Origin of the sequence: Candidatus Accumulibacter sp. ACC003, from assembly GCF_907163085.1 — a bacterium.
Classification (GTDB): domain Bacteria; phylum Pseudomonadota; class Gammaproteobacteria; order Burkholderiales; family Rhodocyclaceae; genus Accumulibacter.
On record NZ_CAJQTX010000011.1, the window covers coordinates 1 to 12,795 of the forward strand.

Consider the following 12,795-nt stretch of genomic DNA (forward strand, 5'->3'; position numbering starts at 1 on the left):
TTCTGCGGTGGCCAGCCGACGAGCGCAACCGTGAGTGAAAGTTTTCACCCCGAGTGCTTCATATCTTAGAACAACGAATGGTCCTAGTGGGAGCCGTGCCCTTCGAAAAGCCTCGCCCGCGGTTGTCGTACCGCAAGTGGCGTCGCCCGGGGAGCGGGTTTCTAGTATCGTGCCATGCAGCTCGCTCTATCCGGTCATCGTCCATAAAGCCAGAACACCTGGGTTAGCATCTTGCCGAGGAGCGTGCGCGAGAAAATTAATCTTTGTGGAGTCAACTCTAAATACTTCTCGTAAATCCGATACCAATACTGAGACTCCGATCACGACGCTTTCCTTCATGTAGTACATGCAGTGGACCACACGTCCAATCTAGAATCCCTATTGATAGCTGCCGGCTGCAGTCTCGATTGAGCGAAACGGCGTCTCTGGTGGCAGGGCATTAACATGAATGCCTGTACAATGGCCGGAATGGGGGCGGCAAAACAGCAGTCGAGGACAAACGTAGCGGCGGCGTGCTTCAGCTGGCACAGCGTTCGTCGCAGGCGCCAAGCCATCCCTGCTTGCGGCAAAGCGTTGAGCACCCTTATTTTGAGCAGCCGGGCGACTCTTATATCTGTCCCTAGGTCTCGCACGCCAGCCTTCCATCTGATGGTAAATTGTGTGGTTGATTGACTAGCGAGGCGCGAGATGGGCTTAGGCCCGCGGTCGGTGAATATATTGTTCGACCAGCCTGCTGTTCCCGCGCATCGTGAATCGACGGCCCCAAGTAGTGTCGGTCGCGGAACCCATTGCGCTGAAAGGCATTGAAGCCGCGTTGTTCGAGAAATGCGGGTGGCAGATTCAGCAACCGGATGCCGGCGAGCTGCGGCCGGCCGGGTCCATCACGGTTGAGCAGCCGCTCAAGCACCGGCTTTCGTAGCGAGTCTTTCGAGGATGCTTCTGGAGGGTCGCTGGATCTCAGGCGTCGGCTAGCTAACAGCCGATCTGTCGTTGAGCCGTCGTCGTAAAACCCCGGTAGGGACGACGGCGCGTAGGCCGCTCGTCGTAGATGCGCTGGTGGCGGTTCGTGTTGCAGAGGAATGATTCGATCTCGCCGTCGCGGCGAGGTCGGGCGGTCACGGATGGGCGTGCCGCGTCGATCTGCTCGGTCAGCGCGGTCTATCTCGAACGGCCAGCGTGTGCGTACGGTGCGCAGCGCCGACGCCGGCAGCATCTTGATCAGCAAGGGCAGGATGCGCTCGACTTCTTCGTCGCGGCTGCTAAAGTCCTTGGGCCCGTAGAGATCCGAAATGAAGAACTGCGCGGCGCGACCGAAGCGCGGGCTGGCGAGCAGGTCGGCGTGCGTTCGCGTCAGTCTGGTCGCCTGCCATTCGCGGAGCAGCAGCCGCTGGCGCGCCGCCGGCGGGTCGAAATTGACTCGCGCCCGCAGGCACCTGGCGGCTTGCAGGTGCCGACGCAGTGCTTTGACGTGCTGCTGTTTTTCGATCGAGCTGGTCGTATTCGTCCATGGCAATGAGTTTTCCCCGAATCTGTCGGGGATTATGCCTCGCGCGCTGGACTTCGTTTAGAGGGCTTCGCCTAACGGCAAGCGGGCGCGCGGCATACACTGCCCTGGACAAACCACTCCGCGAAAGATCACTCGTGACTCAGGAAGGAGAAAAAGATGCTTCATCCCGACTCGCTGGCCGAGCGCTTTGCCCGCCAGCAGCACGCCGTGCGGTGCGATCCGAATCCGCACGCGGCGCTCCGCGAGCGCCGCCTGGTGGCGCTTGATCGCTTGCTGCGCGACAACGCGCCGGCGATCGTCGACGGCGGTCAGCCGTGACTTCGGCCATCGCTCACCGGCCGAAACGCGCTTGCTGGAGCTTTTTTCCCAGTTACGAAGCGATCCGCCACGCGCGCCGACACCTGCGCCGCTGGATGCGTCCGCAAGCGCGCTCGGTGTCGCTGTGGTTCCAGCCCGGGCGCGCCGAAGTGCGCTACCAGCCGCTCGGTGCGGTGGGCATCATCGTCCCCTGGAACTACCCGATCTTTCTCGCCATCGCGCCGCTCGCCGCAGCGCTTGCCGCCGGTAATCGCGCGTTGCTCAAGATGTCCGAGATGTCGCCGCATAGCGCGGCGCTGCTCGCCGAGCTGGTCGGCAAGCACTTCGCCGAGGACGAGGTGTCGGTCGTCGAGGGCGACGCCAGCGTCGCGCAGGGCGTTCGCCAGGCTGCCCTTCGATCACCTGCTCTTTACCGGCTCGACGCCAGTCGGCCAGCACGTGATGCGCGCCGCCGCCGACAACCTGACGCCGGTGACGCTCGAACTCGGCGGCAAGTCGCCGGCGATCATCGGCCCCGGGCTGGCGTCAACGGCGCATTTCGCGCGTGCCGTCGAGCGCATCGTCATCGGCAAGTGCCTGAACGCCGGCCAGACGTGCATCGCGCCGGATTACGTCCTGCTGCCGGCCGGTCAGGAACAGGCCTTCATCGCCCGCGCTCGCCGCGTCGTCGGCAAGTGCTATCCGGGCATCGCCAACAGCGACGACTACTCGACGATCGTCGATCAGCGTCATTTCAGACGGCTCCTGCGCCTACGTGGACGAAGCCCGGGCGAGTGGCGCCAGGATCGTCGACCTGGCGCCCGGCGCGGTCGCCGATCCGCTGACCCGCCGGCTGCCGCCACTGGCGCTGCTCGAGCTTGGCGACGACCTGCGCGTCATGCAGGAGGAGATCTTTGGGCCGCTGTTGCCGATCCGGACCTACCAGCATCTCGACGAGGCGATTGCCTTCGTCAATAGCCGGCCACGGCCGCTGGCGCTGTACTACTTCGATAGCGATCGCGGCAACATCGACCGCGTACTCAACGAAACGGTTTCCGGTGGCGTGACGATCAACGACACCATCCTGCACATCGCGCAGGACGATCTGCCCTTCGGCGGCGTCGGCGCCAGCGGCATGGGTTGCTATCACGGTTTTCGAAGGCTTCCAGACCTTCTCGGCAAGGAAGGCGGTCTTCCGGCAATCACGCTGGTCGGGAATCGGCCTCTTCAAGCCGCCTTACGGCGCGCTGTTCGAGCGGCTGACGCGGATCATCATGCGATGATCGTCAGCCGTCGGCGCTTCATCCAGACTGGCCTGGCCGGCAGCGTGTTGCTGTCGTGCGCGGGTTGGCTGAACGCCGCCGGGCCGCGCGCGCTGAGCGCTGGCGAGCGCGAGATGCTCGCCGCGGTGGTCAACGCGATGCTCGATGGGGTGCTGCCGAAGGACCATCCGGAACGGCTGCGGCTCGTCGCGCTGACCGTAGACGGCGTCGCGACGGCGGTCTCGGGGCTCTCTGCAGCGACGCAGAAAGAGCTCGGCGAGTTGTTCGGGCTATTGCTGATGGCGCCGGCAAGGCTGCTGCTGGCTGGTGTCAGCAAGCCGTGGCGCGAAGCCAGCGTCGGCGAAGTCAGCGAGTTTCTCGAGTCCTGGCGAGCGAGTCGGCTGCGCCTGCTGCAGAGCGCCTACGGCGCGTTGCATGATCTGAGCTTCGGCGCCTGGTACGGGCGTCCCGACAGCTGGCCGGCGATTGCCTATCCGGGCCCACCACGGGGGTATTTCTGATGGACGATCCGATTCGTCTCGGGCTGGCGGCCGGCTGGAAGCATATCGACGCGTCGACGCTGGACAAGAGCCAGGTGATAGACACCGACGTGCTGATCGTTGGCACCGGCGCCGGTGGCGGGGTGAGCGCCGACCTGCTCAGCGCCGCCGGTTTGCGCGTCGTGCTCGTCGAAGAGGGGCCGTTGCGCTCGTCGACCGACTTCAAGATGCGCGAGAGCGATGCCTACCCCGAGCTGTACCAGGAGTCGGCGGCGCGCAAGACCGCCGACAAGGCGATCAATATCCTGCAGGGACGCTGCGTCGGTGGCTCGACGACGGTGAACTGGACCAGCAGCTTCCGCACGCCAGCGGAAGTCTTCGACTTCTGGCAAAGCCATTACGGCTTGCACGAACTCAGCGCCAGTTCGATGAGTTCGTGGTTTGCAGTAATGGAACAGAAGCTCTGGGTGCGCCCCTGGGAGACGCCGCCGAACGCCAACAACAAGGTCCTGGCGCTCGGCGGCGAAAAACTCGGCTTCTCGATTGGCGCCATCAAGCGCAACGTCAAGGGCTGCTGGAACCTTGGCTACTGCGGCATGGGTTGCCCGACCAACGCCAAGCAGTCGATGCTGCTGACGACGATTCCGGCAGCGCTCGAGCGTGGCGCCACCCTGTACACGCGCTTGCGCGCCGAGCGCCTGCACTTCGCCGGCAGCCGCGTCTCGGCGCTCGACTGCAGCGCGCTGCAGGCCGACGGCATTCATCCCTCGGGGCGGCAGTTGCAGATCCGCGCCAGCCACTTCGTTATCGCCGCTGGCGCCATCGGCAGCCCGGCGCTGCTGCTGCGGAGCAGCGTCCCTGACCCTTACCGCCTGCTCGGCAAGCGCACCTTCCTGCACCCGGTGGTGATTTCGTCGGCGCTGATGCCCGAGCGCGTCGACGCCTACGCTGGCGCACCGCAATCGATCTATAGCGATCACTTCCTGCACCAGGCGGCGATCGACGGACCGCTGGGTTTCAAACTCGAAACGCCGCCACTGCATCCGGTGCTCTACTCGACGACGCTGCAGGGTTACGGCGAGGCGCACGCGCGCCTGATGCGCGAATTCACCCGCGCTAACGTGATTCTGGCGCTGCTGCGCGATGGCTTCAATCCCGAGAGCCGCGGCGGTCAGGTGCGGCTCGGCAGCGATCGCCTGCCGGTGCTCGACTATCCGCTCGGTGAGGTGATCTGGGAAGCGGCGCGGCGGGCGCTGCTGGCGATGGCCGAAATCCAGTTCGCCGCCGGCGCGCGCTGGGTCAACCCGGTGCACGAGAGCGCGCCGGGCTATACGACCTGGGACGCGGCCCGCCAGGGGATCGCCGCCTTGCCGCTCAAGCCATTGCTGTGCCGACTGGTCAGCGCGCACGTGATGGGCGGTTGCGGCATGGCCGACGCGCCGCATCGTGGCGTCGTCGATCACCGTGGCCGGCATTTCTGGCTCGATAATATGTCGGTGCTCGACGGTTCGCTTTTCCCGACCAGCCTGGGCGTCAATCCGCAGCTGTCGATTTACGGCCTGATCGCCCGCAATGCCAGTCTGCTGGCCGCCGAACTGACTGGCAAGCCATTATTGCCCGCCACCCCCTGAACGAATCGAGACCAGACCGCCCATGCTCGCCTTTGCGCTCCGCCTTTCCCTGCTCCTGGAAATCATTTTCTACGCCGCCCTGACCATGAACTTCGCCGATGCGTCGCTGGCACCGGCGGTCTTCCTGGCGCTGCTGGCGATGCTCGGCGTGCGTGCCGGGGTGATCGCCGTCACCTACGGCTACGCCTGGGCGTATCGCGATCGTTCGCCGAATGCTGCACGGCGTCTTTCACCGCGCCAGGCGATCATGATGGTCCTTGGCGAGTACGCGGCGATGTTGTTCACCTTCATGGTCCTTTCGCCTTCGAAGCCTGGTGGATGGGCGACGATCGCCTGCCGTCGCCGGCCGGCGGCAAACGGCGCCAGGGGGAGGGCAGCGACGCGCCAGAGCAGCGGCCGCCGATCCTGCTGGTGCATGGCTACGGTTGTTCGCGCGCCGCCTGGTGGTGGTTACGGGCGCGGCTGGAAGCCGCCGGCTGGAGCGTCGCGACGATCAGCCTCGAGCCGATCTACACCAGCATCGACAACTACGTCGAGCCACTGGCGCGGCGGATCGACGCGGTGCTGGCGACGACCGGCGCCGAGCGACTGATCCTGGTCGGCCACAGCATGGGCGGGCTGGTGGCACGCGCCTATCTGCAGCGCTATGGCGAGAAGCGGCTAGCGCGGCTGTTGACGCTAGCCACACCGCACCAGGGGAGCGAACTGGCGCGCCTGGGAATCGGCGAGAACGGCCGTCAGATGCGGCCGCACAGCCGCTGGCTGCAGGCGCTCGCCAAGCCCGGCCCGGCGCTGCCGACGCTGGCCATCTACAGCCCGCAGGACAACTTCGTGATGCCGCCGTCGCTGCTCGAATTGCCGGGCGCGAGGAGCGAGACGATTGACGGCGTCGGGCATCTGGCGATGCTCTACTCGCCACGCGTCGTGCAGGTGCTGCTGGCGGCGCTCGATGAGCGCGGCGTCGCCGGGGCTGGCGGCGAAGCGACGCCCGCGGCCGAAGGCTAACTGAGGTGCAAGAAGCCGGCCAGGAAGTCGAAGAAGAGGCAATACAGCGCGATCGGCAATGGTAGCCCGAGTAGCGTGCCGAGCATGTATTGGCGAAAGCGAACGCCCGACAAGGCCAGCGCGTAGTTGAGCGCCGGCACCGTCTGAAAAACGACGCGCAGGAAAAAGATGCTGCGGATCGGATGCGCGTCGAGCTGCGCCAGCAAGCGAACCGCGAAGCGGCCGGGCAACTGCCGCAAGGCGTCGCCGCCGAGCAGGCGGATGCTCAGGAAAGTCAGCGCACAAGACGTACTCGCGGCGACGTAGGTCAGCGCGCCGCCCGACAGCCGGCCGAGCGCCAGCACCGCCGCCGCGAGGAAGATCCAGCCGGGGATCTGGATCAGGTTGCCGAGCGAGAACAGCAGCACGAAGATCAGCGCGCCGCTGAGCTGGTTATGCGCGAAGCGCTCGCGCAGGAAAGCCAGGCTGAAATGCTCACGCAGCCCGGACAGCTCGAAGACCGCAAACAGCACGCCGAGAAACAGCGCCACCGCCAACAGCCGCGCGTACGGAAAGCTAGTGAGCTTCAACATGCAGCGGACGGGCAAGCGCTTTTCATCGTCGGGAAGAGGCCTGGAATGATCGGTTTCATGCTCGTTTTTTCGGTGCCAGTGTAAGCCTTTGCCGGGTCCTGACGACGATATCAGTGCCATTTCCACGAACCCGATACCGCGCAGGAGTCAGCCCATGTACGCTCGTCTGTTTTTGCCCGTTCGCGCCGAGCTGCCGTACGCCGGCCGGCGCGCCGCCGCGCGACGATCGCCGCTGCTGCTGCCGCCGCTCCGCCGCTGGCCTTGCTGCCGACGCGTCGGCAAACACGCGCATGCTAACGCGCCCTACCGGCGTGCCGTCGAAATGATCGTCGCGGCGTTCGCGATCGTCGTCGCGTCGCTCGCCGGCGCACCCTGCTTGCCGATGCCTGGGCGCGCCGACGCCGTGCGCCGTGCTCACGGCGGCGTCGCCAGGCGCTGCGGCCGATCCATAACTTCCAAACCGAAAGAATGACGATGAACGCGAGCACCGCCAGCAACGACCTCAGCCAGTTCCAGGGACTGTTTTTCTGGGGCTTCCTGCTGTTCTTCGGCGCCCTGATGTACCTGATCTCGCCGCGTACGCGCGACGACGCGGGTTTCTTCCGCGGCCACGACGAACAGGGCCGGCCGCCGTCGGAGTGGGCCTTGATGATGAGCGTTTTCATCAGCTGGATCTTCGCCAAGTCGGTGACCAACGCCGCCAACCTCGGCGCGACCTACGGCATCGTCGGCGGCCTGGCCTACGCCACCTACTGGCTGTCGATCCCGGTCGCCGGGCTGGTGATCTACCGCTTGCGGACGCGCGAAGGCGCCAGCGGCCTGGTCCCCTTCCTGATCGGCAAGTACGGACGCGGCGCCGCGCTGGCGTTCTCGGCGGCGATTCTCGTCCGCCTGTTCAACGAAGTGTGGAGCAACACCGCCGTCGTCGGCGGCTATTACGGCGACGCCGGGTCGGCGGCTTTCATCGGCGCGGCGCTGCTGTTCACCGCCGTGGTGCTGTTCTACAGCCTCAAGGGTGGCTTGCGCAGTTCGATCTTCACCGACGTCGTCCAGGCCGTCGTCTTTGTCGTTTTCCTCGGCGTCGTCGTCGCGCTGGTGTTGCCGGCGCATGCGCCGGCGCAGCTGCTGAGCCAGGGCAGCTTCACGCTGGCTGGCGGCGTCGACCTGCTGCTGGTGGCGCTGCTGCAAGTGCTCTCGTATCCTTTCCACGACCCGGTGCTGACCGATCGTGGCTTCATCTCGAACGAAAAAAACATGTTGCGTGCGTTCGTCGTCGCCGGTGTCCTCGGCTTCGTCGCCATCGTCGCCTTCAGCCTGGTTGGCGTCCATGCCCGTCTCGAAGCGATCAGCGCCGGCAGCAACGTCCCCGCCGAGGTCGCGCGTGGACTCGGCTTCGCCGGCTTCCTGGCGATGATCGCAGTGATGATCTCGTCGGCGGCATCGACGCTCGACTCGACCTTCTCGTCGCTGTCGAAGTCGGTTGCCTACGAGCTGCCGCTGCTCGCCGGCCGCGCGCCCCTGCCGCGCGCGATGCGCGTCGGCGCGCTGGCGATGATCGTCTTTGCGCTGCTCGGCAACCTGCCGATGCTCGCCGGCACCGACATCCTCAAGGCGACGACGATCAGCGGCACGATGGTCATCGGCCTGGCGCCGATCTTCCTCTTCTCGCAGCTGGTCGGCTATTCACCGCTGTCCTTCCATCTCGCGTTCTGGACCGGCATGCTGCTCGGCGTCCTGCAGGCGATCAGCCTGATCCCCGCCAGCTGGGCGATCGGCGACGGCAAGTACGCGATCCTGCTCGGCACCAATCTCTACGGCCTGCTGCTCTGCTCGGCAGCGTTCCTGCTGCCGCTGTTGCTGCCCCGCCACCGCCTGCGCGGCTGCGCCAACCCGGCTTGACGCTGGCCGGCGCGCTCGCGGCGCGGGTCTAATAGCGCGCGTCCTTCGGCTTTCCGCCCTGGCGCCAATCGTCTTCCTTGCCGGCAAGGTCGGGGCGCGGCTGTGTGGTGAAGAAGGCGGCGACGTCGAAGGCCTCCTGATCGCTGAGTGTGCCACCCTGGCCCAAGGGCATGTTGGCTTTGACGAAAGCGGCGGCGGTATTCAAGCGCGCCATGCCGGCGCCGATGTTGAACGACCGCGGGCCCCACAGCGCCGGGAACAGGTAGCTGCCGTCCGGGTTATTGATGCCGCCGCCTTCGGCGCCGTGGCACGACGCGCATTTCTCGGCGTAGATCGTCTTGCCCTTGGCCTTGTCCGGCGTCGCCGGCGCGGTTATTTTCCTGAAGCCGCGCCCGTCGACGTCCATGCCGGTCGGCACGCCTTGCGACAGCCACCACACGTACGACAGGACGCCGAGCATCTCGGGGCTATCGTTCGGCAAAGCCTGGCCGTTCATCGAACGTTGGAAGCAGTCGTTGATTCGCGTCTGCAGCGCGTTGACGCTGGCGCTGCGCGAGCGGTATTCGGGAAAGACGCCCCACAGGCCGACAAAAGGCGCTGCCCAGGCGACCGTGCCACCCGTGAGATGGCACGACGAGCAATTGAGCCCGTTGCCGACGTAGGCCTTGGCGTAGGTCTGCGTTTGCGTAACGACCTTGCGTCCGAGCGCGATCGCCTCGCCCATCGCTCCGGCAGGAATGCTCGTCTCGTCGGGTACCTTGAACGGCCAGGCCTTCGTTGGGTCGGCCGCAGCGGCTAGAGGAATCGGGCCAGTGGCGATCAATAGCGATGCCGCGATCAATGCTGCTCGTCTGTTCATTCGTGCGTCCTCCAGTGTTTGAAGAAGCGGTGCGCCGACGGCGCTGGCGGTCCGCGCTTGCGGCGGCAAACCGCGTGGTCCGGGACTTCGCTTCGTCGATGATAAGCGAGAATCGATGATCGACCGATTTGGCGCCAAGCGTACCTGCTGATCTGGCTGGAAGTGTAGGCCGTGCCAGGCACCATCGTGACGGCGACGAACGCGCCAGAATTAACTCCGCTCGATCGCTCACTTCGGCGCAAGCTTGGTCAGCTCGATCTACGGCCGGCTACTCGCCAGCAAGCGCCCAGCGGACGACGGCAAAGGCCATGCCGGCAAGGTACAGCGTGCCAAAAATGAGCTTGTTGTGCCGGGCCAGCCACTGCGGCAGGTAGATGTCGAAGTTGTCGCGCCGGTCGTCGGTGTAGCGCGCGGCGATTGCCGTCAGCGGACAGCGAAAGCCGTTCGCCGCCAGGACGAGCACCTCGCCAGCGACAGCCGCCGCACTCCAGGCGGCAAGCGCGTGCTTGCCCTGAATTGACGCCAGCGGAATGGTGACGATCAGGCCGGCAAAAAACGCCCAGACGAGCGTATGCGTCAGCTTGACGACGAGCAGAGCGTTCGCCGGCTGCAAAGCGCTCAGCCGATCCGCGGCTGGGCGCAGCGGCGATGCGGGCGACCGCCACGCGCTGCGGTGATCGTCGACCGCAACGGCGAGGAGATCGAAAAGGCCAAGCCGGTGATCTGCATTCTGCGCGGCGTCTCTGGCGTCTATCAGCGGCTGGGGAACAGGCCGCGGCCGACGCGATTGCCGATCGAAAAGCCGAAGCCACGAGCGGCGTAGCCGTTCGACCAGTGCGCGAGGGAATTCGCGAAGGAGGGATTGCGCTTCTGTCCGCGCCAGGAGCAAGCGGTATGCAGCGCCGCTATCCACTGAATTACCGGTATCGTCGGTCTGCAGCGCTTGCTGGTCTTGTGGCAATGACCGTCAACGTTTGTTCGCGGCGGCCGAAAAAACCGAGGCTGGCGAGAGCAAGGACGAGCAGTAGCAGCGTGCCCGGCTCGGGTACGGCGGCTATGCCGGGTGCGGGCAGCTTGCCGCCGCCAGGGCCATACCCGGGCGGGTCATAACGCTCGCTCAGCGAGCCGAGCGTGTAAGCACCTCCCGAGCTGGCGCCGACAGCGATCAGGTTGTATACCCGGATCGAGTCCTGATCTGAAAATGTGAAGCCGGACGCCAGGCTTGAAAAATTCAGCAGTCCGAAGTAGTCCATGCGCGCAAACAAGTCGCCGGTGAGGTTGCCGTCGATGAACTTGCCGCTGGCGTCGAAAACGAATTGCAGCGCGGAACCCAGGGCGATATCGGGCAGGCCGTCCGTGGGAAAGCTGTCCGGACCGACGGTGACCGCTGCGGCGGCGGCCTGCAACAGGTCCGCGCTGCGAATGGGCCCCAGCAGCGACGAATCCCGAGTCACGTCGTAGAAGAAGCCGGTGAGCTGCAAGGATTGGATATTGCCGGCGGTGACCGACCAGGTTGGCGCACCATCGAAGCGCAGCCCCGGGTCCACTTCCCCACCCGGATTGTCTGGCAAGGGGACGACCGTGACGCCGCCCGCGAGCGCCACCGTCGCGTTGCCGAAGGCATGCGAGAAGACGCCGCCGCCCGTCGGGTCGATCACGGGCATGCTGCTCAGCAAGGCCGGATTGTTGACAAAAGCATTCAGCAGCGCGTCGCCCGAGGGCAGCGTTGGCGCCAGCAAGGGCTTGAAGTTCGAGAAGGTCAGGCCGTCGACCTGAATCGTGTTGCCGGCCAGCAGGTCGGCGAGGGTGACCGGGAGCGGGGCGGCGTTCGCCGGTGCCGCCGTGGCGAGGCAGACCAGCGCGGCAGCCGCGCAGCTAAAGGTTCGGACAGCGTGCATGGCATTCTCCTCCTGTTTTTTTGTGTAATGACGACGCCAACCAGAGCACCAGTATAGGACATCAAGAAACGGTGTGGTGGGCTGGGCGCCAGGCGACGATGGCAGCCAGAAATTCCCCGCCCTGCAGCAGCAATTCGCCGGCGCGCCCCGCTGCCGTCGCGGTAAATTTGTTCTCGTTCTGTGATCAAGGTGATACGTGGCCGGTAGAATTTTTGGCCAGGCGCAGGCAGTCGCAGACCCATCAGATGTTGCGCTTGAGCGGGCGCATTTTTTCGGCAAGGCTGGTTTTGCCATCGGAGAAGTGCTGCAGGATTCCGACGGTAAAGCGGCGCAGGCATGAGATGTTCGCGGGTCCGTAAGCCGTGCGAATACGGCTGCGGTTCTCGTCGCAGTGATAGTGGGCCTGCCGCTTCACCAGGTCGGTCGCCAGCTTGCGCTGTGTCAGCAGCGCGTCGGCGATGCCCGCAAGCGCGGCCGAGTGATCCGGTCGCGCGGCGCGGCCAATTGCTCACTTCGGAACGAACTCGATCAGCTCGGTCTGCTCCTTGGTGTAAACGCCGCCGCTGGGTCTGTAACCGATGTAGGTGAACTTGACGTAGTGACCGACCGTGGGCGAGTACCACAAGCTTTCCTCGAAGCGACCCTTATCGCCCGTGGTCGGCGTGATGTCGAATACGCGCTGCCAGGTGCCGTCACAATCGACGCGAAAGGCGTCGAAAGTTCCCGCGGGGACGGTCACCGACTCGATTCCCTTGACTTCGCAGTCGGCCGACAAGTAACCATCACCCTTGGTCCAGGGTCGCTTTGTATAGCTGTTCTTGTCGCCGACGTGTAGAGGGAAGGCCAGCGCACCCGCACAATGCTCTTCTTCGCTGTCGCGCATACGCCGGCAGGTGGCCAGGCTGCGACCGTGATAAAAGGTCTTCGGCTTGGCATTTGGCGCCGATTTGCCACGATATACCAGGTGGTCTGGCTGGATCTCGACGAGTTCTCGCTGATACGACTCGAGCTCGCTGTTGTTCCACAGGTCGATCTTCCTGAATTTCCATACGTCGCCGACCGTGGGCGCCGGCAGTTCGGCGACTGCCGGCGTTTCGGCGGCGGCGGTGAGTGGGAAGAAGGCGGCCGATAGCAGGCTGTATACCAGGGGGCGTGTTCCGAACATCGCAAATCTCCTATAAGAAATGGGCAAAAGAATGCGCACGCGACGATCGGCTGCGGACTACTCGGCTGCCAGCGCCCGGTGTGCGAGAGCGAAAGCAATACCAGCAAAGCATAGCGTGCTGAAAATGACTGTTTTGTGCCGCGACGGCCACCGCGCTCCGGGCGGCAATTTCGCGCCGCCCGGAAAGTGACGCCAGCGGA

General features: G+C 65.1%; 13 protein-coding genes and 2 pseudogenes. 9 read left to right on the forward strand and 6 right to left on the reverse strand.

The genetic code is table 11. The annotated features are described in order from the left end of the window. Window positions 1-1,066 precede the first annotated feature (1,066 nt). The 7 genes and pseudogenes from QZ656_RS21825 to QZ656_RS21855 all read left to right on the forward strand — a co-directional run bounded on the left by QZ656_RS21825 (window position 1,067) and on the right by QZ656_RS21855 (window position 6,202). Window positions 1,067-1,516, forward strand: coding sequence for a hypothetical protein (locus QZ656_RS21825; RefSeq protein ID WP_291995388.1), 450 nt, complete (start codon window positions 1,067-1,069; stop codon window positions 1,514-1,516). Between the two features lie 147 nt (window positions 1,517-1,663). Further along, window positions 1,664-1,825: a hypothetical protein gene (locus QZ656_RS21830; RefSeq protein ID WP_291995389.1), complete on the forward strand. Its 162-nt coding sequence runs from the start codon at window positions 1,664-1,666 to the stop codon at window positions 1,823-1,825. Window positions 1,826-1,920: 95 nt separating this feature from the next. Beyond that, window positions 1,921-2,133, forward strand: a pseudogene (locus tag QZ656_RS21835) (aldehyde dehydrogenase family protein); the annotation flags it as partial. Window positions 2,134-2,266: 133 nt separating this feature from the next. Then, a pseudogene (locus QZ656_RS21840) lies at window positions 2,267-2,512 on the forward strand (aldehyde dehydrogenase family protein); the annotation flags it as partial. Between the two features lie 67 nt (window positions 2,513-2,579). Beyond that, on the forward strand, window positions 2,580-3,587 hold the full coding sequence (locus QZ656_RS21845) for an aldehyde dehydrogenase family protein (RefSeq protein ID WP_291995390.1): 1,008 nt from the start codon (window positions 2,580-2,582) through the stop codon (window positions 3,585-3,587). After that, a complete protein-coding gene (locus QZ656_RS21850; protein ID WP_291994753.1) occupies window positions 3,587-5,197 on the forward strand; it encodes a GMC family oxidoreductase in 1,611 nt (536 codons plus the stop codon). The genes QZ656_RS21845 and QZ656_RS21850 overlap by 1 nt, the downstream gene beginning before the upstream one ends. Before the next feature lie 318 nt (window positions 5,198-5,515). Next, the gene (locus QZ656_RS21855) at window positions 5,516-6,202 is read left to right on the forward strand and encodes an alpha/beta fold hydrolase (protein ID WP_291995391.1); all 687 of its coding nucleotides are present in this window, start codon (window positions 5,516-5,518) and stop codon (window positions 6,200-6,202) included. Here the strand turns inward: QZ656_RS21855 and QZ656_RS21860 are convergent. After that, a complete protein-coding gene (locus tag QZ656_RS21860; protein WP_291994755.1) occupies window positions 6,199-6,774 on the reverse strand; it encodes a VTT domain-containing protein in 576 nt (191 codons plus the stop codon). The two genes, QZ656_RS21855 and QZ656_RS21860, sit on opposite strands and share 4 nt — an antisense overlap. 154 nt (window positions 6,775-6,928) lie before the next feature. On the opposite strand from QZ656_RS21860, the gene QZ656_RS21865 reads away from it, so the two are divergent. Both QZ656_RS21865 and QZ656_RS21870 read left to right on the forward strand, forming a co-directional pair. Then, window positions 6,929-7,246: a hypothetical protein gene (locus QZ656_RS21865; RefSeq protein WP_291994756.1), complete on the forward strand. Its 318-nt coding sequence runs from the start codon at window positions 6,929-6,931 to the stop codon at window positions 7,244-7,246. 2 nt (window positions 7,247-7,248) lie between these two features. Beyond that, entirely contained in the window at window positions 7,249-8,673 is a 1,425-nt protein-coding gene (locus QZ656_RS21870) for a sodium:solute symporter (protein WP_291995392.1), read from the forward strand. 28 nt (window positions 8,674-8,701) lie between these two features. Here the strand turns inward: QZ656_RS21870 and QZ656_RS21875 are convergent, their stop codons facing one another. The 5 genes from QZ656_RS21875 to QZ656_RS21895 all read right to left on the reverse strand — a co-directional run bounded on the left by QZ656_RS21875 (window position 8,702) and on the right by QZ656_RS21895 (window position 12,595). After that, window positions 8,702-9,532, reverse strand: a complete 831-nt coding sequence (locus QZ656_RS21875; RefSeq protein ID WP_291994757.1) for a c-type cytochrome — start codon at window positions 9,530-9,532, stop codon at window positions 8,702-8,704. A gap of 268 nt (window positions 9,533-9,800) precedes the next feature. Then, on the reverse strand, window positions 9,801-10,145 hold the full coding sequence (locus QZ656_RS21880; protein WP_291994758.1) for a hypothetical protein: 345 nt from the start codon (window positions 10,143-10,145) through the stop codon (window positions 9,801-9,803). A 304-nt stretch (window positions 10,146-10,449) separates the two neighbouring features. Then, on the reverse strand, window positions 10,450-11,430 hold the full coding sequence (locus tag QZ656_RS21885; protein WP_291995393.1) for a PEP-CTERM sorting domain-containing protein: 981 nt from the start codon (window positions 11,428-11,430) through the stop codon (window positions 10,450-10,452). Window positions 11,431-11,671: 241 nt separating this feature from the next. Beyond that, window positions 11,672-11,845, reverse strand: coding sequence for a hypothetical protein (locus QZ656_RS21890; protein WP_291995394.1), 174 nt, complete (start codon window positions 11,843-11,845; stop codon window positions 11,672-11,674). 93 nt (window positions 11,846-11,938) lie between these two features. Beyond that, the gene (locus QZ656_RS21895) at window positions 11,939-12,595 is read right to left on the reverse strand and encodes a hypothetical protein (protein ID WP_291995395.1); all 657 of its coding nucleotides are present in this window, start codon (window positions 12,593-12,595) and stop codon (window positions 11,939-11,941) included. Between the last annotated feature and the right edge of the window lie 200 nt (window positions 12,596-12,795).